The sequence below is a fragment of the Blautia sp. MSK20_18 genome (assembly GCF_020553125.1).
Classification (GTDB): Bacteria; Bacillota; Clostridia; order Lachnospirales; family Lachnospiraceae; genus Blautia_A; species Blautia_A fusiformis.
The window spans coordinates 74,697-94,065 of the sequence record NZ_JAJCGR010000008.1; the positions used below are offsets into that span (position 1 = coordinate 74,697).

General features: G+C 47.2%; 19 protein-coding genes and 1 riboswitch. Of the genes, 7 read left to right on the top strand and 12 right to left on the bottom strand.

Features of this window, described 5'->3' with window-relative positions; all coding sequences use genetic code 11:
* Positions 1 to 5 precede the first annotated feature (5 nt).
* The 12 genes from LI091_RS06855 to LI091_RS06910 all read right to left on the bottom strand — a co-directional run bounded on the left by LI091_RS06855 (position 6) and on the right by LI091_RS06910 (position 14,117).
* Positions 6 to 446, bottom strand: a complete 441-nt coding sequence (locus LI091_RS06855) for an ACT domain-containing protein (RefSeq protein WP_015526141.1) — start codon at positions 444 to 446, stop codon at positions 6 to 8.
* 334 nt (positions 447 to 780) lie between these two features.
* Positions 781 to 3,153, bottom strand: coding sequence for a ribonucleoside triphosphate reductase (locus LI091_RS06860; protein WP_265190960.1), 2,373 nt, complete (start codon positions 3,151 to 3,153; stop codon positions 781 to 783).
* Between the two features lie 214 nt (positions 3,154 to 3,367).
* On the bottom strand, positions 3,368 to 4,603 hold the full coding sequence (hflX, locus tag LI091_RS06865) for a GTPase HflX (RefSeq protein ID WP_118608153.1): 1,236 nt from the start codon (positions 4,601 to 4,603) through the stop codon (positions 3,368 to 3,370).
* 1 nt (position 4,604) lies between these two features.
* Entirely contained in the window at positions 4,605 to 5,663 is a 1,059-nt protein-coding gene (locus LI091_RS06870) for a tetratricopeptide repeat protein (protein ID WP_173722492.1), read from the bottom strand.
* 8 nt (positions 5,664 to 5,671) lie between these two features.
* A complete protein-coding gene (glmM, locus tag LI091_RS06875) occupies positions 5,672 to 7,018 on the bottom strand; it encodes a phosphoglucosamine mutase (protein WP_015526146.1) in 1,347 nt (448 codons plus the stop codon).
* A 14-nt stretch (positions 7,019 to 7,032) separates the two neighbouring features.
* A complete protein-coding gene (locus tag LI091_RS06880; RefSeq protein ID WP_147603297.1) occupies positions 7,033 to 7,950 on the bottom strand; it encodes a nucleotidyltransferase family protein in 918 nt (305 codons plus the stop codon).
* A 56-nt stretch (positions 7,951 to 8,006) separates the two neighbouring features.
* The gene (gene prfA, locus LI091_RS06885) at positions 8,007 to 9,083 is read right to left on the bottom strand and encodes a peptide chain release factor 1 (RefSeq protein ID WP_015526148.1); all 1,077 of its coding nucleotides are present in this window, start codon (positions 9,081 to 9,083) and stop codon (positions 8,007 to 8,009) included.
* Positions 9,076 to 9,963: a peptide chain release factor N(5)-glutamine methyltransferase gene (gene prmC / locus LI091_RS06890; RefSeq protein ID WP_178687465.1), complete on the bottom strand. Its 888-nt coding sequence runs from the start codon at positions 9,961 to 9,963 to the stop codon at positions 9,076 to 9,078. The genes prfA and prmC overlap by 8 nt, the downstream gene beginning before the upstream one ends.
* Entirely contained in the window at positions 9,950 to 10,948 is a 999-nt protein-coding gene (locus LI091_RS06895; protein ID WP_129974728.1) for a DUF1385 domain-containing protein, read from the bottom strand. Before LI091_RS06895 ends, prmC begins: the two co-directional genes overlap by 14 nt.
* A 92-nt stretch (positions 10,949 to 11,040) precedes the next feature.
* Positions 11,041 to 11,244 (bottom strand): 50S ribosomal protein L31, encoded by a 204-nt coding sequence (gene rpmE, locus LI091_RS06900; protein WP_015526151.1) that lies wholly within the window; start codon positions 11,242 to 11,244, stop codon positions 11,041 to 11,043.
* Between the two features lie 105 nt (positions 11,245 to 11,349).
* On the bottom strand, positions 11,350 to 12,870 hold the full coding sequence (gene rho, locus LI091_RS06905) for a transcription termination factor Rho (RefSeq protein WP_265190961.1): 1,521 nt from the start codon (positions 12,868 to 12,870) through the stop codon (positions 11,350 to 11,352).
* Between the two features lie 251 nt (positions 12,871 to 13,121).
* Positions 13,122 to 14,117 carry an anthrax toxin lethal factor-related metalloendopeptidase gene (locus LI091_RS06910; RefSeq protein ID WP_237972185.1) on the bottom strand — a complete coding sequence of 332 codons (996 nt, stop codon included), beginning with the start codon at positions 14,115 to 14,117 and terminating at the stop codon, positions 13,122 to 13,124.
* A gap of 160 nt (positions 14,118 to 14,277) precedes the next feature.
* Positions 14,278 to 14,365, bottom strand: a riboswitch (cyclic di-GMP riboswitch).
* Positions 14,366 to 14,494: 129 nt separating this feature from the next.
* Here LI091_RS06910 and LI091_RS06915 point away from each other — a divergent pair.
* The 7 genes from LI091_RS06915 to LI091_RS06945 are packed head-to-tail and all read left to right on the top strand — an operon-like array spanning position 14,495 to position 19,334.
* The gene (locus LI091_RS06915; protein ID WP_265190962.1) at positions 14,495 to 15,412 is read left to right on the top strand and encodes a transglutaminase-like domain-containing protein; all 918 of its coding nucleotides are present in this window, start codon (positions 14,495 to 14,497) and stop codon (positions 15,410 to 15,412) included.
* Between the two features lie 21 nt (positions 15,413 to 15,433).
* Positions 15,434 to 16,477, top strand: coding sequence for a type II secretion system F family protein (locus tag LI091_RS06920; RefSeq protein WP_265190963.1), 1,044 nt, complete (start codon positions 15,434 to 15,436; stop codon positions 16,475 to 16,477).
* Between the two features lie 12 nt (positions 16,478 to 16,489).
* The gene (locus tag LI091_RS06925) at positions 16,490 to 16,846 is read left to right on the top strand and encodes a hypothetical protein (RefSeq protein WP_118752737.1); all 357 of its coding nucleotides are present in this window, start codon (positions 16,490 to 16,492) and stop codon (positions 16,844 to 16,846) included.
* Positions 16,843 to 17,337: a DUF4860 domain-containing protein gene (locus tag LI091_RS06930; RefSeq protein ID WP_022426851.1), complete on the top strand. Its 495-nt coding sequence runs from the start codon at positions 16,843 to 16,845 to the stop codon at positions 17,335 to 17,337. The genes LI091_RS06925 and LI091_RS06930 overlap by 4 nt, the downstream gene beginning before the upstream one ends.
* Positions 17,334 to 17,786, top strand: a complete 453-nt coding sequence (locus LI091_RS06935) for a hypothetical protein (RefSeq protein ID WP_015526159.1) — start codon at positions 17,334 to 17,336, stop codon at positions 17,784 to 17,786. The genes LI091_RS06930 and LI091_RS06935 overlap by 4 nt, the downstream gene beginning before the upstream one ends.
* Positions 17,783 to 18,268 carry a hypothetical protein gene (locus LI091_RS06940; RefSeq protein WP_173745815.1) on the top strand — a complete coding sequence of 162 codons (486 nt, stop codon included), beginning with the start codon at positions 17,783 to 17,785 and terminating at the stop codon, positions 18,266 to 18,268. The genes LI091_RS06935 and LI091_RS06940 overlap by 4 nt, the downstream gene beginning before the upstream one ends.
* 4 nt (positions 18,269 to 18,272) lie before the next feature.
* Positions 18,273 to 19,334 carry a type IV pilus twitching motility protein PilT gene (locus LI091_RS06945; protein WP_265190964.1) on the top strand — a complete coding sequence of 354 codons (1,062 nt, stop codon included), beginning with the start codon at positions 18,273 to 18,275 and terminating at the stop codon, positions 19,332 to 19,334.
* Positions 19,335 to 19,369: the final 35 nt, after the last annotated feature.

Consider the following 19,369-nt stretch of genomic DNA (forward strand, 5'->3'; position numbering starts at 1 on the left):
ATTGATTACGCCTCTGCTTCTCCATCCGGATCTACCAGGCGGTTCAGAACCTGGAATCCATTGTTACGGAGAACACTCTCTGCAACCAGAAGATCCTCACAGTGCATGATCGCTACCGGAACTTTCAGGCCTCTGTGGAAGAAGGTGTAGATGTAATGAAGGTTTACGTTGCTGTCGCCCATGACACTAAGAAGCTTGTCTAACCCACCGATCTCATCCTGAAGGTCTACCAGGATAGCCTGTGTGATACGAGTCATGTATCCATGCTCAGCCATGATCTCATCTGCTCTTTCCGGATTGTCGCATACCATACGGAAGTTTGCAAACTCCGGTGCGTCAAAGCAGCCGAAACCGTAGATATCGATCTGATTCTCTGCAAGAATCTTTGTAACTTTCTGAAGACTGCCTGGAGTGTTTTCTACGAAGACGATGTTCTGTTTTACCATAATAATTTTCCTCTTTTCTGTTATTCTTTTTTATTTTCTTTTTTTATTTTAGCATGAAATTTGGTGGAAGTGAATCCCTTCCCCAGCGGGGCCCTTCCGGGATGGAGCGTTTTGCGTATACATTCATACATTAAAGCGTAACGCTTTTAATCATTAAATTCAGGTATAAGTATACCCATCTCGACATGAAATGTCAACCATCTTTTCCAGGCCCCAAATCTCAAACATAAAATATCATAACATAAAATTCCCAATATAAAAAAGGCCAGACACACATCCAACAGACATGCGTCCAGCCATCCATTTTTTACTTACAGTTATTTTGGCAAAAAACTCAATCCAACTCTTCGTCTACATACTTCTGTATATTAGAAGCATTCACATACTTCCTAACCTTCGCCCCGTCAGTAATGACAAGCGTCGGGGCCTGACGGATCCCATACTGCTTGACAAGCTCGGGATTCTGCTCAGCATCGATGATCTCCAGCTCTTCGCCTTCCAGCATTTTCTTTGCCATACGACAGTTCGGACAAGTGCTGGTCGTAAAAAGATATTTATGAGATTCCACAGGCTGGATCTCCACCTCGTCACCCTTCATGGTCATCACACTGGTATGGACCTTTTTCAGCTGGGAATGGGTAATATCATAGAGGGTACGGTTCTTATACTCCTGGGCCTTACCATCGTTCCAGTTCTGTACAGGACGGTAATATCCTGTGATACGGCTGTAAACCTCAGCCTTCTTTCCACATTTCGGGCAGGTGAAATGCTCGCCGCTGATGTAGCCATGCTCCTGACATACGGAATAGGTCGGTGAGATGGTGTAATAGGGCAGGCGATAATTCTCTGCGATCTTACGTACCAGCGCTGCCGCTGCCTTCCAGTCCGGAAGCTTCTCCCCAAGGAATGCATGGAATACGGTTCCTGAAGTATACAGAGTCTGCAGATCGTCCTGAATATCCAGTGCGTCAAAAATATCCGCAGTGTAATCAACCGGCAGATGAGAGCTGTTTGTGTAATACGGAGTGTCGCCCTCTTTTCCTGCTGTTTTGATATCCGGATAACGGCTTCTGTCGTGTTTGGCAAGACGGTATGCAGTGGACTCTGCCGGTGTTGCCTCCAGGTTGAAAAGCTCTCCCGGATACTGCTCCTGATAGTCTGAAAGACGGCTTCTCATATGCTCCAGAACCTCTTTTGTAAACTTCTGGGTTTCCGGATCTGTCATGTCCTTTTTCAGCCAGCAGGCATTTAAGCCCGCTTCGTTCATTCCCACAAGACCGATGGTGGAAAAATGATTGTCAAAGCTTCCAAGATATCTCTTCGTGTACGGATACAGTCCCTCATCCAGAAGCCTACTGATCACATCTCTCTTGATATGAAGAGATCTTGCGGAGATATCCATCATGTGGTCCAGGCGCTGATAAAATTCCTTCGGCGTTCTGGAAAGGTATGCGATACGCGGCATATTGATGGTAACAACGCCTACAGAGCCTGTGCTCTCACCGGAGCCAAAGAATCCACCACTCTTTTTGCGGAGCTCACGGAGATCCAGACGGAGGCGGCAGCACATGCTGCGGATGTCGCTTGGCTTCATATCACTGTTGATATAATTGGAAAAATACGGAGTACCGTACTTGGAAGTCATCTCAAAGAGAAGACGGTTGTTCTCGGTATCAGACCAGTCGAATTCCTTTGTGATGGAGTAGGTCGGAATCGGATACTGGAATCCACGTCCGTTGGCATCTCCCTCGATCATGGTCTCGATAAATGCCTTATTGACCATATCCATTTCTTTCTTACAGTCCTTATATTTGAAATCCATGTCCTTGCCGCCTACGATAGCCGAAAGCTCTGCAAGGTCGTCCGGAACGGTCCAGTCCAGTGTAATGTTGGAAAATGGTGCCTGAGTGCCCCAGCGGCTTGGAGTATTTACGCCATATACAAAGGACTCAATGCATTTCTTAACCTCCGGATAGGAAAGGTTGTCTGCCTTTACAAAAGGTGCCAGATAAGTATCAAAGGATGAAAATGCCTGTGCGCCCGCCCACTCGTTCTGCATGATACCCAGGAAATTCACCATCTGGTTGCAGAGTACACTTAAATGCTTTGCAGGTGCAGAAGTGATCTTACCCTCAATACCACCAAGTCCCTCTCGGATCAGCTGCTTCAGGGACCAGCCTGCACAGTAACCGGTCAGCATGGACAGATCATGGATATGGATATCTGCATTTCTGTGTGCATCTGCGATCTCGTTGTCGTAGATCTCAGACAGCCAGTAGTTTGCGGTAACTGCTCCGGAGTTGCTTAAGATCAGACCTCCTACAGAATAAGTAACCGTTGAGTTCTCCTTTACACGCCAGTCCTCAACCTTTACATAGCTGTTTACGATTTCTTTATAGTCAAGGATGGTGGATTTCATATTGCGGATCTTCTCACGCTGCTTACGATAAAGGATATACGCCTTGGCAACATCAGAATATCCGGCCTGGATCAGCACGTTCTCCACACTGTCCTGGATATCCTCAACAGAAATCCGGTTGTTCTCGATCTTATTCTGAAAATCCGCTGTAACACGAAGTCCCAGAAGATCGATCATATCCGAACTGTAATTCTTACCTTTGGCATCAAATGCCTTATCAATTGCCGCAGTGATCTTCCCCATTTTAAATTCGTCTAATTCACCGTCTCTTTTTACTACCTGAAACATAAGAAAATGCCTCCCTCATGCATTTATTTATAAGCGGATATTTCATTCCGCCTCACTTGCCTGCTTACGAACACACTCCGTTTCACGATCTGTGTTCAAAGCGCTGTAGGCTTATTGTATCAGACACGCCTCTTTGCGTCAACATAAAAAGCACCATATATAGTGCCCGTTTTGTTCTCGGTACTATATATGGTACTGAGTAGATATTTTAACATTATGTGACTTTCGGATAGATTTCTCGCGGAACTCTTGCTTTTACAGCAATCCCTCCTTCGGTATACTCTTCCGAAAGAAGCTGTCCATACTCACGGATCAGCTGGATCTGACCGGCCTCCGAATAAGGAAAAAGCCGTTCCATATAAATCTGTCCTTCTGCCAGTATCTCAGAAAGAAGCTGCTTAAATTCCTCAAGCCCCTCTCCTGTCCGTGCGGAAATCTTCAGCGTATGGTCTGCTCGGAGATCCCGAAAGCTCTCCCCGGAAACACGGTCCTGCTTGTTAAAAAGTGTGATCGTCTTTTTTCCCAGAGCACCAAGCTCTTTCAGGGTTTCATATACGATATGCATCTGTATCTCCGCCTGAGGATTGGATGCATCTACCACATGAATGATATAATCCGCATATTTGGCTTCCTCCAGAGTACTCTTGAAGGCTTCCACCAGATTGTGGGGAAGCTTGCGGATAAAGCCTACGGTATCCGTAAGAAGAAGCTGCTGTCCGTCATCCAGTGTCAGAAGACGGGTAGTCGGATCCAGTGTGGCAAACAGCTTATCCTCCGAAAGCACTGAAGCGCCTGTCAGTGTATTCAGAAGCGTTGACTTTCCTGCATTGGTATAGCCAACAATGGCTGCTGTCTTCAGATTTCCCACAGCTCTTCTGGAACGGATCAGCTCTCTGTGCTTTTCTACCTGGGAAAGCTCCTGCTTCAGTGCGGATATCCTGTTCCGGATCAGACGACGGTCTGTCTCCAGCTTTTTCTCACCAGGGCCTCTGGTTCCGATTCCTCCTCCAAGTCGCGAAAGAGAAGAACGTAGTCCCACAAGACGTGCAGACCGGTAACGAAGCTGTGCAAGCTCTACCTGGATCTTGCCTTCACTTGTGACGGCACGCTTCGCAAAAATGTCAAGGATCAGCAGGGTACGATCCATAACCTTGCACTCCAGCTCCCGCTCCAGATTATTCATCTGGGCAGGAGAAAGCTCATCGTCACAGATCACACCATTGGCATCCAGGGCATAGAGAAGACCTTTTACCTCTTCGATCTTGCCCTTTCCGATATAGGTGCCCGGATGTACGGCCTCACGATTCTGAATGATCCTTCCTGCAACCGCCGCACCTGCCGTAGCCGCAAGTTCTCCAAGCTCATCCAGGGATTCCTCCATGTCATCCCCCCGATCTGCCTGGACACCGATCAGGATAACCCTGTCCTGTATTTCCTCAAAATATTCCATATCAGCCCTCCGAAGACGTTCTGGTTTTCAGGAAAGCCCGCTCTTTTTTTGCAGCGGAATCTTCAGGGAACATCTCAATATATTCCTGGACCTTGGTCAGTGCAGTAGCAAAATCCAGCTTTTTTTCATAGGCTACGATCTCATTGAACAGAAGACTCTGCATCTCGTCTGTGGTAGCTGTCGGAAGACCTTTTGTGATGTTATCAAGAGCGGAATCATAATCTCCGCTTCGGATATCGCACAGTGCCAGACCATTATAGCCCTTGGCGGAATCACCCACTGCGGAAATATACTGCTTGTACATTGCCTGAGCATTTTCCACGTCATCCTGGGCCAGATATACCATTCCCAGAAGAAGCAATGCTTCCGTATTATCCTTCTTGTTTGCTTCCAGAAGCTCTTTTTTTGCGTTGCTGTAGTCTTCCATATAATAGTAGACACGGCCTCTGTCACAGTGGTCCTGGGCATCCTTGGCCTCAGAAGAAAGAGCAGCTTCCAGATATCTGGTTCCGTCCGCTTCCATATCCTTGTCCAGATATGCCTCATAGATCTCGATCGCCATATCATAGGTGGAATCTTCTCCATAGGCCTGTTTGAAGTTAGATGCGGCTTCTTCGTAGGAATCCATGGCAAGGGCAACCTTTCCGGTGAGAAAATAACTGCCTGCATCCATGGAAAAATCTTCTCCAAGTGTCTGGCAGTCTGCCATGGCATCCTCGTATTTTCCAGACTTCAGCTCTGCAGTAGCCCGGTAGGACAGGATATCCTTACGAAGGCTTTTGCTTACTTTATCGCAGTTCAGAGCTTCCGTGAAGCTATTCACCGCATCCTCATATTTGCCAAGACGCAGGCTTGCGATACCTGCCCCGCGATAGGACTGTGCCAACTTCACTCCGTTCTGGATCGAGCTCTGGTACTCCTCCAGGGCATACTTGTAGCTTCCCTGGGAAAGATCCTTTCCGGCCTGTTCATATATTTTTGTTTTTTCACTGCCACAGCCGCCCAGAAGCAAGGCTCCTGTAACGGCTGCAAGAATCAATACGGTCTTTGTTTTTTTCATGGAATTCCTTATTCTACAACAAGCCCTTCGGCTTCCATCACATCAACAACACTATCTACATATTTATGGCAGAGATCATCCGTTCCCGCTTCTACCATAACACGGATCAGCGGCTCTGTACCACTCTCACGTACCAGGATACGTCCGTCATCGCCAAGTGCCTCTGCGGCTGCCTCAATGGCTGCTTTTACCTTTTCGTTCTCCAGTGCTGTTTTCTTGTCGGAAACACGCACATTCCGGAGAAGCTGCGGATAAACCTTCATCTCCTTTGCAAGGTCGCAGAGTGTGGCCTTCTGATCCACACATGCCTCCATGATCATAAGAGAAGTCAGGATCCCGTCACCGGTAGCGGAATAGCGGCTAAAGATGATATGTCCGGACTGTTCACCACCGATACTGTAATTGTTTTCCATCATGTTCTCGGCAACGTATTTGTCACCAACTGCAGTCTGCTCATAGTCGATGCCTTCACGCTCCAGAGACTTGTAAAGACCAAGATTGGACATAACGGTTGTTACAACTGTATTTCCGTTGAGCTGGCCTTTCTCTCTTAAATATTTGCCGCACACATACATGATCTTATCACCGTCAATGATGTTTCCGCGGTGGTCTACGGCGATACAGCGGTCTGCGTCACCATCATATGCAAAACCGATATCCAGGCCTTTATCTACCACGAACTGTCTCAGAACTTCAATGTGTGTGGAACCGCAGCCACGGTTAATGTTGGTTCCGTTTGGCTCATTGTTGATCACATAGGTTTTTGCACGAAGTGCGTCAAAAACGCTCTTAGCAATGGCGGATGAGCTTCCGTTGGAACAATCCAGCCCAACCTTGATATTTTTGAAATCATGGCATGGGATAGAGATCAGATGTCCGATATAACGGTTTCTTCCGGATGCAAAATCCACAGTACAGCCGATATCTTCTCCGGTTGCCAGCGGAAGCTCCTCGATCTCGCCGTCCAGATATGCCTCGATACGTGCTTCAATATCTGCGGAAATCTTCTGTCCGTTCTCATTAAGGACCTTGATTCCATTATCATTAAACGGATTATGGCTTGCGGAAATCATGATACCGCAGTCAAAATCTTCTGTACGTACCACATAGGATACACTTGGAGTTGTGGTTACATGAAGCAGATAGGCATCTGCTCCGGATGCGGTAAGTCCTGCCGCAAGGGCATACTCAAACATGTAACTGCTTCTTCTTGTATCCTTGCCGATCACGATCTTCGCCTTGTGATCTCTGCCGTAATACCAGCCGAGATAACGTCCCACACGAAATGCATGATCTGCTGTAAGTTTTACATTTGCTTCACCACGAAAACCATCTGTTCCGAAATATTTACCCATAATGTTCTCCTTTATTACTGATACAGTCCTTCCGGATAAACGCCGTCATCTGTAAGTTTTTTGAATGCAGCCTGTACAGATGCCTTATCCTCCTGATAGGTAACACCGAACCACTCGTCCTTTGTCTCAAGAACATCTACCGCTGCTTTTCCGGAATGGATCAGCTGGTCGATAAGCTCAGGAAGAAGATACTCTTTTTTGATGTCTCCCTCTTCGATTCCACCAAGGAACTCAACGAAGCCTTTCTCAAGGATCTCCATAAATTCCGGTGTCAGTCCCCACATATTCATGGAAACAAGGCTCTTTGTATCCAGTGTTTCTGCTGTACCATCGTCATTTCTTGTCTCTGCGCCGTCTGCTGTCTTGAAGATGTTATGTGTCTCTGTAACGCCCACAAGCTTGCCATCCTCAATATGGCACACTCCTCTTGTGACGCTTCCGTTGTCACTTAATGTATTTCCAAGGCGGAAACCTGCCATGCAGATGTGCATCGGGCCATCCTGCGGATGATCCTGTACCAGGTAGTCATGTACCTTTACGTAGGCTTCTTTTCCGTAGTAGTCATCTGCATTGATCACAGCGAATGGCTCGGAAAGGACTTTCTTTGCTGCCAGTACAGCGTGTCCGGTTCCCCATGGCTTGGTACGGTCCGCCGGTTTTGTAAAATTGCCCGGAAGATCGTCGATCTCCTGGAATGCATAAGCAACTTCTGTAATGTTGGAGATACGGTCTCCGATCACTTTTTTGAATTCATCTTCAAGGTCTTTGCGGATGATAAATACGACCTTGTTGAATCCTGCCTCCAGTGCATCATGGATGGAATAGTCCATAATGATCTCGCCCTTCGGGCCTACCGGTGCAAGCTGCTTGATTCCTTTTCCAAAACGGCTGCCGATACCGGCTGCCATGATCACCAGTGCTGTCTTTTTCATTTTCGTTTCCTCCTGATTTATTATAATTTTTTGAACTCTGTAGCTGTAATCAGCGCTTACTCCTGTTCATTCAGCTTTGTCAGCTTTACTGCCTGGTCTGCTGCGATCAGACTGTCAATGATCTCATCCAGATCTCCGTTAAGGATATTCTCAAGACGATGAAGGGTAAGCTTGATCCTGTGGTCTGTTACACGTCCCTGAGGGAAGTTGTAGGTACGGATCTTTTCGGAGCGGTCACCTGTACCGATCTGGCTTCTCCTCGCCTCTGCCTCAGCATCATGCTGCTTGGCAAGCTCCATCTCATACAGACGGGAACGGAGCACACGGAGTGCTTTATCCTTATTCTTAAGCTGAGACTTCTCATCCTGGCAGGAAATCACGATTCCTGTAGGGATATGAGTAAGACGTACTGCGGAGTCTGTGGTGTTGACACACTGACCACCGTTTCCGGATGCACGGAACACATCGAATTTACACTCATTGAGATCCAGATGGAAATCAATTTCTTCCGCCTCCGGCATGATCGCTACCGTACAGGTAGAGGTATGGATCCTTCCGCCGGACTCTGTCTCCGGTACTCGCTGTACACGGTGAACACCGCTTTCGTATTTCAGTCTGGAATATGCACCCTCACCCTTGATCATGAAGGTAACCTCCTTAAAGCCGCCGATGCCGTTCTCATTGAGGCTGAGCATCTCGGTTTTCCAGCGGCGGGACTCCGCGTATTTCACATACATACGATAAATCTCTGCTGCAAAAAGTGCTGCCTCATCACCGCCTGCACCTCCACGGATCTCAACGATAACGTTCTTGCTGTCGTTAGGGTCCTTCGGAAGAAGAAGGATCTTCAGCTCATGCTCCAGCTCCTCCACTCTCTTTTTTGCATCGGAAAGCTCTTCCTTCAGCATTTCACGCATCTCTTCGTCCTTCTCGCTCTCCAGCATGGAAAGACTGTCCTCGATGGTTTCCTTGTTTTTCTTATATTCTTTATATGCGTCAACGATTGGCTGCAGGTCGCTCTGCTCCTTCATCAGCTTCTGAAAATGTGCTGGATCGTCGGTTACTCCCGGTTCTCCCAGCTCATTGAGAAGCTCTTCAAAACGTACCAGCAGATCATCCAGTTTATCAAACATGTATTTCCTCCTGTTTCTGTCCAAGCACCACACGGTCAAGGCCCGGCAGATCCTTTACGATCTGAACCCCGGTAAAACCGGCTGCTTTCATCATTGTACTGACTGCCTCACCCTGGGTGCAGCCGATCTCATACAGAAGCCATCCGCCCGGTTTCAGGTACCTTCCGGCCTCTGCGGTGATCTTTCTGTAAAAATAGAGCCCGTCTTCCATTCCGTCAAGGGCCTTCCTCGGATCATGAAGGCGGACTTCTTCCATCAGTGTTTCAATTTCTTCTGTTGCGATATAAGGCGGATTTGAAATAAGGATATCATATTTCCCACTATCTTTTCCACCTTTTTCACAAAAATACGGTGCTGAGAACAGATCGCTTTCCACAAAATCCGCCCGGTTCTCCACCTTTAGAATACTTGCATTCTTTTTTGCCACTTCCAGTGCTTCCGGTGAAACATCCACACCGGTCCCACAGGCATCCTGCCGTTCCAGAAGAAGGCTGAGCAGGATGCAGCCGGAGCCGGTACACATATCCAGGATCTCCGGTTTTTCCACATCCCCAAGGTGTTTCAATGCCTCTTCCACCAGAGTCTCCGTATCCTGTCTCGGGATCAGCACGTTTTCGTTTACATAAAACTCATAGCCCATAAAAAAAGCCTGATGAGTCAGCTGCTGTACAGGAATATGTCCTGCCCGCCTGTCGATCAGCGTAAGATACTCTGCTGCGGTCTCATCAGACACCGGTTCATCTCCATGCGCAAAATAATATGCCCGATTCTTTCCGGTCTTAAATTCCAGAAGGAGCCAGGCATCCAGCCCGGCTTCTTCCAATCCGTTATCTTTCAGTATTGTTGTACCTTTTTTCAGAAGGGACTCAAGAGTCTGCATTTTCTGTCTCCTCTGTCTCATACGGGATGTCCAGATCAAATTCCTCTTTCAGATAGGCTCTCCAATCAAAAACAGCCTCAACTGCTTTGATGGCTACCTCTGCCATATCTGCAGCAGGCTCCTTTGTGGTGAATTTCTGCATGGCAAGACCTGGTTTACTCATAATGTCCGCAAATTTACTGTCTGTTCTTCCTGCCCACTGGATGATCTCAAAGGAAATCCCCGCAACTACCGGTACCATGAGAAGTCTTCCCAGCAGTCTCACCCAGTAAAACGGCACCGCCACAAACACAAAATGCAGCACAATACTTACCAGCATGACCAGAAACAGAAAGCTTGTTCCACAGCGCTTATGAAACCTGGAACTCTTTAACACATTCTCTACCGTCAGAGGCAGACCATGCTCCACACAGTTGATACATTTGTGCTCCGCACCGTGATACATAAATGTCCTCTGGATATCCTTCATTCTGGAGATCAGGAACATATATCCCATAAACAGTGCCAGCTTCACAAAGGCTTCCACTATGGTGACCAGAAATTCCGAAGCACCTACCCCTCGGATCAGACTAGCCAGTACATACGGAAGAAACATAAAAGCAGCCACAGAAACCACCATGGAGATAGCTACCGTAATGTAAAGAAGCCACTTGAACTGCTTATCCTCTTTGGCTTTCTTTGCAGAACGCTCTTCTTCTGTAAGCTGCTCATTCTTCCTGGCTGTTTCCTCATCTTCCTCGTCTCCTGCGATCTCCGCAGAATACATCAGGCATTTCGTGCCTACCACAAGAGAATCCACAAAGCTTACCACACCACGGATGATCGGTTTCTTCAGAAATGCGTGATTTCCGAAGATACATTTATAATCCTCTACCTTCAGCTCAATCTCCTGGTCCGGGCGGCGCACTGCGATAGAATATTTGTCCTTGTGGCGCATCATGATGCCTTCCATGACCGCCTGTCCGCCGATATTCGATGATCTCATTCATTCTCTCCTGTGCAAATTTAAAATTTTTCAGTTAAAGAAAGGTTGAGATTTCCCAACCTCAACCTTCTCATTTCCTGTATTCGCAATAATTACTTATTCAGGCCGTATTTCTTGTTGAACTTATCGATACGTCCACGAGCCTGTGTAGCCTTCTGCTGTCCTGTGTAGAACGGATGGCATTTGGAACAGATCTCAACATGGATGTCCTCTTTAGTAGAACCTGTTACGAAAGTGTTTCCGCAGTTGCAGGTTACAGTTGCCTGATAGTAGTTCGGATGGATTCCTTCTCTCATGATTTTCACCTCTCTATATATTTAATATTATTCGTATTCAATTGACGAATTCCATTTTAAACAGCTTGCTAAGTATAACATAGCTTTCCGTAAAATGCAAGGACTTTATAAAAATTTCTGTTTCTTTACAGTCTGTACCAGTTCTGCATTGTTCCTGGTTCTGGCAAAGGTATTCAGGATCTGTTCTACTGCCTCATCCGCTTTCATTCCGTTGAGAGCTTTTCGCATAATATAAACCGCTTCCTGTTCATCCTTGCTGAGAAGCAGATCCTCTCTTCTGGTTCCGGATTTCTGGATATCAATGGCCGGGAATACCCGTTTCTCCTGTAATTTACGATCCAGGACAAGCTCCATATTACCGGTTCCCTTGAACTCCTCATAAATAACATCGTCCATCTTGCTTCCGGTATCCACAAGTGCAGTTGCCAGAATCGTCAGGCTTCCGCCCTCGCGCATATTACGGGCTGCTCCAAAAAATCTCTTGGGCATATGGAGAGCCGCCGGGTCAAGACCACCGGATAAGGTTCTTCCGCTTGGCGGGATGATCAGATTATAGGCTCTGGCAAGTCGTGTGATCGAATCCAGAAGAATGATCACATCCTGTTTATGCTCTACAAGACGGCGCGCACGCTCCACAACCATCTCGGAAACTCTCTTATGATGTTCCGGAAGTTCATCAAATGTAGAATAGATCACTTCCACATTCGGTCCCTGGATCGCCTCTCTGATATCGGTAACCTCCTCAGGACGCTCATCGATCAGAAGAATGATCAGATGCATATCTCTGTTATTCCTGAGGATAGACTTGGCAACATCTTTCAGAAGGGTTGTCTTACCTGCCTTTGGCGGAGATACGATCATTCCTCGCTGGCCCTTTCCGATAGGACTGATCAGATCCACGATACGCATAGCCGTTGTACCGCCTGCACGCTCCATGACAAGTCTCTCATTCGGAAAGATCGGTGTCATATCTTCAAAATTATACCGTCTCTGTCCCTCACTCGGATGGAAACCGTTAATGGAAGATACGTAGAGAAGGGCACTGAACTTCTCTCCCTGGGTCTTGATACGGATATTTCCCTGGATGATATCACCTGTCTTTAAATTAAAGCGGCGGATCTGGGAAGGAGAAACATAAATGTCGTTCTCACCCGGCATATAATTCTCACATCGGATAAAGCCATATCCATCCGGAAGGACCTCCAGGATCCCGTTAGCCTTTTCACCACTGTCCAGCTGGGTGGATTCTGACGGGACATTCCCGTTCTCCCTTGTAACTTCCCGGTTATATTCACGGTTGTACTCTCTGCGGATATTTGTGCTTCTGTGTTCCTGCTCATTCTTATCACTACGATATTCCTTCCGCTGCTCCTGAAGTCCTTCCCCTGCCGGACGGGTACGATATTCTGTTTTTTCCGAATCATAGCTTTTTTCTTTTACAGTATTTTCTGCCGGTGTACTTTTGTGTACTTCTTCGGGATTTCCTCTGTCGGACTCTTTGGCGTCCTCCTCCAGCATCCGCTCGATCAGTGCCGGTTTTCTCAGAGTAGAAATTCCCTTCATCCCTCTCGCCTTTGCCAGATCCTTCAGCACCGCCAGAGATAATGATTCATACTTTTCTCTCATATTAAATCCTCTATTCTTAAATCTGATAAATTATATATTTGTTGTTTATGGAATCAGATACAACCTGACATGGCTGCACTTTTTTTGAATGAAAGCATGTTTTCAGCTTATGTTTCATTATACACACCTTATAGAGTCTATTGCAAGAAATATTTATCGACATTTTTTTTATACTTTTCTCACAAAAAAGAAAAAAATCTGCCCGGGAGATCTCTTCCCGGACAGATCCAACGTTCCTGTATGCTTCTTTTTTAGCTCCAGAACGGTCCGTATATATCCATGACCCTCTGGATACGTTCATCAGTAATTTTATTCAGAGCCGCCACGATCGCTGCATACGTTTTTGGTCTCTGTCTCTTAAGTGTTGACGGACTTGTTACATACTCAAGCACTGATTCTGCAAAATATTCTGAACTGTTCTGCGTTGCATAGCTTCTGTTAATACCTGTAAATTTGGATTTTTCGCTGTTATAAACTGCGGCAAAATCACTTGTTCTGTCTACGTTTCCCGCAACAAAAGCAAGGAAATGTCCCAGCTCATGGTAGATTGTCTCATTCTCAAAACGAAGGATGATGCTTCTTGAATGTGCGTTAAAGCAGCCTCCGTAGTTAACAGACGGATCGATCGTTACAGTAAATCCAAGCTTCTTGTAGGCTTTGAGCACCCTGCTGTCCATCTTCGGTGCAATGGAAGCAATATTGCTTACTGAATATTTGCTGTCCATGCTGATGCTTTCTACTTTTTTTGTGGAAGCTGCATTCGCTTTGCCGGCAGTAGCTGAAGCCGCCATGACTGTTGTGGTCGTCTGAATGGTTGTAGTTACTTTCCGTGTCTGAACGGCTGTTTTTGATTTCTTTGTGTATTTCTGTGTTGTTGCAGTCTTAACTGTCTTTAATGTTTTTACGGTTGTATTTCTGTTTGTTTTCTTTGTGGTCGTACTCTTCTTATTGGTAGTCGGAAGCTTCTTGGTATAAGTCTTTGTCGCCGCTTTTTTCAGCTTAACTTTTTTTCTGGTTGTCTTGGTATTTGAAGTCGTTTTAGTAGTCACCTTCGGTTTTGAAGCAAGTGGAGTGTCGTCCTCTGTGATGGTAGTCTCCACTACCGGATCTGTAAAATCCGGAAATTCCGGAACCTGTGACGACTGCCAGACATTAAAGCCACCTGCCAGTACAATAACAGCTGCAAGGCATCCTGCTAAAGCTTTTTTCCTGCCTGTAAAAATTTTACGGATATCTGTTCTTTTCATATCATTCACACCTTTCTGAAAGCCGACGTTTCAGTTTCCAACCTAAACCGGATTTTAGGCATCAAAAAAGCCGCTTATTCTAACGAAATAAACGGCCGCATTAACACACAGATTCTTGTTCATAGATGTTATCTGAATACGTCATTAAATCGGAATTTAATGCGGCAACCGGCTGTCATAGTCATCCTTCGGACCTTAGACCCATGGCTTTGCGTCCCTGTCTTTCAACAGGTTTGCCTTTATGTATAGAGTATATGTTTTTTTCCCTGAAATGTCAACATTTTCCACTGCATTTTGAGCCCTACTCCTGTCTTTTTTTCACGGAATCTGCTATACTGTTCAAAAAGAAAGCATGATATAACAGGAGAACGGAAACAATGTCAAAATTTTTACCAGTCCGTCTCTTTTTTGTATGGCTGCTTTTCGGAATCCTGCTGGCAGGCTGTGGAAATTCTCCTTTCTCCGATGAAGAACCTCCGGTATATTCTCCGGCCAGAGTCCTCACCCCGGAGGCCCCCGGCAAAAAAACACTGGGCAGTTCCCCTCTGATCCTGGATATTTCCAATCAGGATCAGGGGTATCTGACTGCAGAATCCGATTCCGATGATTCCCGCATGAACATTCAGCTTACTGCTCCCTCCGGTGTGGTCTATTCCTATTTTCTGGAACCTGATGAACAGACGGTACTTCCTTTTTCCGAAGGCTCCGGTGAGTATCTCATCACCTGCTATCAGCAGGTTGATGGAAACCAGTATGCCGCCCTTTACACGGAAACGCTCACAATAAAGCTTCAGAATGAATTTCTTCCGTTTCTGTATCCAAACCAGTACGTGGACTTTTCTTCCAAAAGTGAAGCCTGCAAACTGGCAGCCTCTCTTGTCAAAGAAGACATGACCGATATCGACATCCTGAAAACCTTCTATACATATGTTACCAGTCATATTTCCTACGATTATGACAAAGCTGATTCTGTCGAAGCCGGTTATCTTCCTGATGTAGATGATACTTTAAGCACCGGCACGGGGATCTGTTTTGATTACGCTGCACTGACTACTGCAATGCTCCGCAGCCAGGACATTCCCTGCAAGCTTCAGATCGGCTATTCCGGTGATGTAAAGCATGCATGGATCGATGTTTATATCCGTGGCAGAGGCTGGGTGACAAAGGCAGTATCTTTTGACGGCGACACCTGGAAGCTGATGGATCCCACCTTTGACGCCAACAGTGATGGTGATGAAGCGATCCAGGAATATATCGGTGATGAAAGCAATTATACGGTACAGTTCACACGCTGACCCACTAAAGGAGACCTTATTATGAAAAACAAACTGACAGCCCGGGAATTATCCAGTTTCTGCGGGCAGATGGGAATGCTTCTGCATTCCGGCATATCCACCGCTGAAGGACTTCACATCCTCTGTGACGAAAGCAAGACCGATGCAGACCGGCAGATCCTCACACCCCTGATCCGTTCCGTGGAAGAAAACGGTTCTCTTTCCCGGGCTCTTGACGAATCCGGGATCTTTCCCACATCCATGACCGCCTATGTCCGAACCGGTGAGGAAACCGGCTGCCTGGATGAGATCATGGAAAGTCTCAGTTCCCACTATGAACAGGAGGAAGAAATCTCAGGACAGATACGGTCTGCAGTCACTTACCCGCTGCTCATGCTTGGCATGATGGCTGTTGTGATCCTGGTCCTTCTGATAAAAGTCCTGCCGGTATTTCAACAGGTATTTAACCAGATGGGACTGGAAATGAACGGGGTTTCCCGTGGACTTCTGAATGCAGGCAACGTGATCAGCCGGTATTCTTCTGTTTTTCTGATCCTCGCCGCAGCCCTCATTGGCTGCATCCTGTTTTTCAGTCTTACGGAAAAAGGTCACAGCCTGCTGCGAAAAATGGCCATCCATCTCCCGTTTTTCCGTGAGATCCCGGTTGCCATGGATTACAGTCGTCTGACCCAGGGCCTTTCCCTGGGGCTTCGGAGCGGACTTTCCCCGGAAACCAGCCTGGAGCTTACAAAGGATCTGATCTCACAGCCGGTGATACTCGAAAGACTCCGGAAGGCTTCCTCTATCCTGGATAGCGGAGAAACTTTTTCCAAGGCTCTTACAGAATCCGGTCTGTTCAGCGGCATGGAAGGCCGTCTCATCACGATATCCTTCTATTCCGGTTCCAGTGACGAAACCTTCCGCAGGCTTTCCCGGCAGTACACCGAAAGATCCATAGATCTGATCTCACAGGCAGTCTCCATTGTGGAGCCTACCATCGTGATCCTGCTGTCTCTTCTTGTGGGGCTGGTCCTTTTATCCGTCATGATGCCGCTTCTGGGGATCCTCTCAGATTTTGCAATGTAAGGTGGTGACCGCATGGAACTTTTTGAAAGCCGCAGAACAAAATTTCTCAGAGCATTTTTTCTTCTCTTTCCGGCGCTGCTTCTGGTTTTATCCTGCACCTTGTTTGTGGCAGGTGTCAGCAGCACCTCCGACCAGGCCGTACACAAAGAACAGGATGCTCTGGAACAGGCACTGAAAAACGGTGCCATCCGCACCTATGCCCTCACAGGCACATATCCCGAAAGCCTGTCCCAGCTTCTCTCGGATTATCATATCACTTATGACAAAACCAAATTCGTAGTAGAGTATGTTCCTAATGGTTCCAATCTCCTGCCGTCTATCAGCGTGATCGCTCTGTCCGGCAGTGCGAAAGGAGGGAATGCCTCATGAATCACCGGAAGAACACCGGACATTCCGTTTCTTCTCTTTTTTCGCTTCTTCTTTTCGGTGTTTTTGTTCTGTTCCTTATACTGATGCTGCTGTTTTCCGCCCGGATTTACCAGCAGACTGTGAAACAGACTGACTCCGATTCCGAGCTTGGGACCGCAGCAACTTATTTGACTACCAAATTCCGGCAGCACGACCGCGGCGATGAGATCTTTTCCGGTTCCCTGGATGATATTCCTGCCCTTTGTTTCCGGGACGATATCAAAGGAAAAGAATATATCACGTATATTTACCTGAAGAATGACAGTCTGATGGAGCTTTTCACTGCAAAAGGCTCTCAGGCCAGTTCCGATGCAGGAACCGTCATCTCACAGCTTTCCGATTTCCGGTTTTCGGAAATGGAAAATGGTTTTTACCACTTTTCCCTGGAAAGTACCACGGGAGTCTGCTCGGAATTCCTGCTTCATCGCACTGGCAAAAAGGAGGCATCATGAAAGAATCAAGACATAATTCCGGTACCAGCCTTTTTCTGATGGAAATGATCCTTGCCCTTTTGTTTCTGTCACTTTCCTCAGCTGCCTGCATCCAGATCTTCGCGGCAGCACGGAAAAACCGGCTCCAGGCAGAACAGTGGAACCAGATCCAGGCTCTCACAACCTCCGTGGGCGAGATACTGGAAGGCACTGACGGAACCGATGAACAGTTCCTCTCCCTGCTTCCGGGGGGCATCAAAAAGAACACCAACCTGATCTGGTATTATGACCGTAACTGGCAGAGCTGCTCTTCTGGAGAAGCCGCCTGTGAAATGATCCTGGAAACAGATATTTCTTCTTCAGAAAAATCCGGCGAGCTTTCTTTCCGGCAGCTTTCCAACTGCAGTGAGCTTTACCGGATCACCCTGCGTTTTCCTGTTGATGACTACAGAAGGGAGGCTGTACATTGAAACAGAAGCATACGTTTTTTGTAACTGTCGGCATTCCTTCCCTGTTTCTTATCTTCTCTGTGCTGTGTCTCTGTGTACTTGCTCTGCTTACTCTTGGAAGCTCCAGATCCAATCTTAACACGGCCAGACATTCTATGGAACAGACCGAAAATTATTACGCTGGCTGCGCAAGCGCCACGGAAACCGTTTCAGAAATCCGTGATGATCTTGAGCAATACAGGGAAAAAGCTTCCGATGAGACCAGATATTTTTCCATGATACAAAAGCTTGCGGACACAAGGAACGATCTCAGCTGGGATTCCCACAGCCACACCCTTTCCTTCTCCGTTGGAATTTCCGAGACACAACAGCTTTCTGTAGTGCTTGAGCTTTTTTACCCGCAGAAAAAAAGCTCTTCCACTTATCAGATCCTACAATGGAACACAGAGCTTACCGGATCCTGGCAACCAGACAACCACCAGAATGTATTTAAAGGAGAATAAACCTATGGATACCCCTATTCCTGAATTTTTGGCAGAAGCTGCCAACCGGCGTGTCTCTGATATCTTTATCATCGCAGGCCGCCCCCTGGCAGAAAAGATCGACGGTCATCTTTTGGACCGTGGTGACAGGCTGATGCCTGATCAGACAGAAAATTTACTCCGCACCATTTACGGCCTTGCGGAAAACCGCGATATATCCCGTCTTATGGAAACCGGTGATGATGACTTTTCTTTTTCCATTCCCGGTGTTTCCAGATTTCGCGTCAATGCCTACAAGCAGCGTGGTTCCCTGGCTGCCGTGATCCGCGTGATCGCCTTCCGGCTGCCGGATCCTGCAGAGCTTTCCATTCCCGAGGATGTGATGAACATCTCCGAATATACCCGTGGCATGGTCCTTGTTACCGGTTCTGCCGGAAGCGGTAAATCCACCACCATGGCCTGTCTGATCGACCGGATCAACCATACCCGGGAAGGCCATATCATCACTCTGGAGGATCCTCTGGAATATCTCCACCGCCATGATCGCTGTATCGTCAGCCAGCGCGAGATCTGTACCGACACCGAAAGCTATCTGACTTCTCTTCGTGCCACACTACGCCAGAGCCCGGATGTGATCCTTCTTGGAGAGATGCGTGATCATGAAACCATCCAGACTGCCATGACCGCTGCGGAAACCGGTCATCTTGTCCTTTCCAGCCTGCATACTCTGGGAGCAGCCAACACCATCGAACGCATCATGGACGTGTTTGAGCCATCCCAGCAGCATCAGATCGCCCTCCAGCTTTCCATGGTCCTTCAGGCTGTGATCTCCCAGCAGCTGATCCCAGATGTGGACGGACGCAACATTCCTGTTTTCGAGATCATGCGCCTGACTCCTGCCATCCGCAATATGATCCGCGACAATAAAGTACACCAGATCGAAGGCGTGATCTCCACATCCGGTCAGGAGCAGATGCGTTCTATGGACCAGAGCCTTCTGGGATTATATAAAAAAGGCCGTATCACCAAGGATACAGCTCTGAAATACGCTTTAAACGCAGACATGCTGAAGCGCAGACTTATGTAAGGATCTTCTCGGTATACCTCTGCCTGATATTTAAA

Bases quoted from the DNA above. Each gene is read 5' to 3' on its own strand.
- rho (WP_265190961.1), bottom strand. From the start codon at position 12,870: ATGAGAGAAAAGTATGAATCATTATCTCTGGCGGTGCTGAAGGATCTG.
- LI091_RS06945 (WP_265190964.1), top strand. From the start codon at position 18,273: ATGGATACCCCTATTCCTGAATTTTTGGCAGAAGCTGCCAACCGGCGT.
- LI091_RS06870 (WP_173722492.1), bottom strand. From the start codon at position 5,663: ATGAAAAAAACAAAGACCGTATTGATTCTTGCAGCCGTTACAGGAGCC.
- LI091_RS06855 (WP_015526141.1), bottom strand. From the start codon at position 446: ATGGTAAAACAGAACATCGTCTTCGTAGAAAACACTCCAGGCAGTCTT.
- LI091_RS06930 (WP_022426851.1), top strand. From the start codon at position 16,843: ATGAATCACCGGAAGAACACCGGACATTCCGTTTCTTCTCTTTTTTCG.
- LI091_RS06920 (WP_265190963.1), top strand. From the start codon at position 15,434: ATGAAAAACAAACTGACAGCCCGGGAATTATCCAGTTTCTGCGGGCAG.
- prfA (WP_015526148.1), bottom strand. From the start codon at position 9,083: ATGTTTGATAAACTGGATGATCTGCTGGTACGTTTTGAAGAGCTTCTC.
- LI091_RS06860 (WP_265190960.1), bottom strand. From the start codon at position 3,153: ATGTTTCAGGTAGTAAAAAGAGACGGTGAATTAGACGAATTTAAAATG.
- prmC (WP_178687465.1), bottom strand. From the start codon at position 9,963: ATGCAGACTCTTGAGTCCCTTCTGAAAAAAGGTACAACAATACTGAAA.
- LI091_RS06925 (WP_118752737.1), top strand. From the start codon at position 16,490: ATGGAACTTTTTGAAAGCCGCAGAACAAAATTTCTCAGAGCATTTTTT.
- LI091_RS06910 (WP_237972185.1), bottom strand. From the start codon at position 14,117: ATGAAAAGAACAGATATCCGTAAAATTTTTACAGGCAGGAAAAAAGCT.
- glmM (WP_015526146.1), bottom strand. From the start codon at position 7,018: ATGGGTAAATATTTCGGAACAGATGGTTTTCGTGGTGAAGCAAATGTA.
- LI091_RS06880 (WP_147603297.1), bottom strand. From the start codon at position 7,950: ATGAAAAAGACAGCACTGGTGATCATGGCAGCCGGTATCGGCAGCCGT.
- rpmE (WP_015526151.1), bottom strand. From the start codon at position 11,244: ATGAGAGAAGGAATCCATCCGAACTACTATCAGGCAACTGTAACCTGC.
- LI091_RS06935 (WP_015526159.1), top strand. From the start codon at position 17,334: ATGAAAGAATCAAGACATAATTCCGGTACCAGCCTTTTTCTGATGGAA.
- LI091_RS06915 (WP_265190962.1), top strand. From the start codon at position 14,495: ATGTCAAAATTTTTACCAGTCCGTCTCTTTTTTGTATGGCTGCTTTTC.
- hflX (WP_118608153.1), bottom strand. From the start codon at position 4,603: ATGGAATATTTTGAGGAAATACAGGACAGGGTTATCCTGATCGGTGTC.
- LI091_RS06895 (WP_129974728.1), bottom strand. From the start codon at position 10,948: ATGAGATCATCGAATATCGGCGGACAGGCGGTCATGGAAGGCATCATG.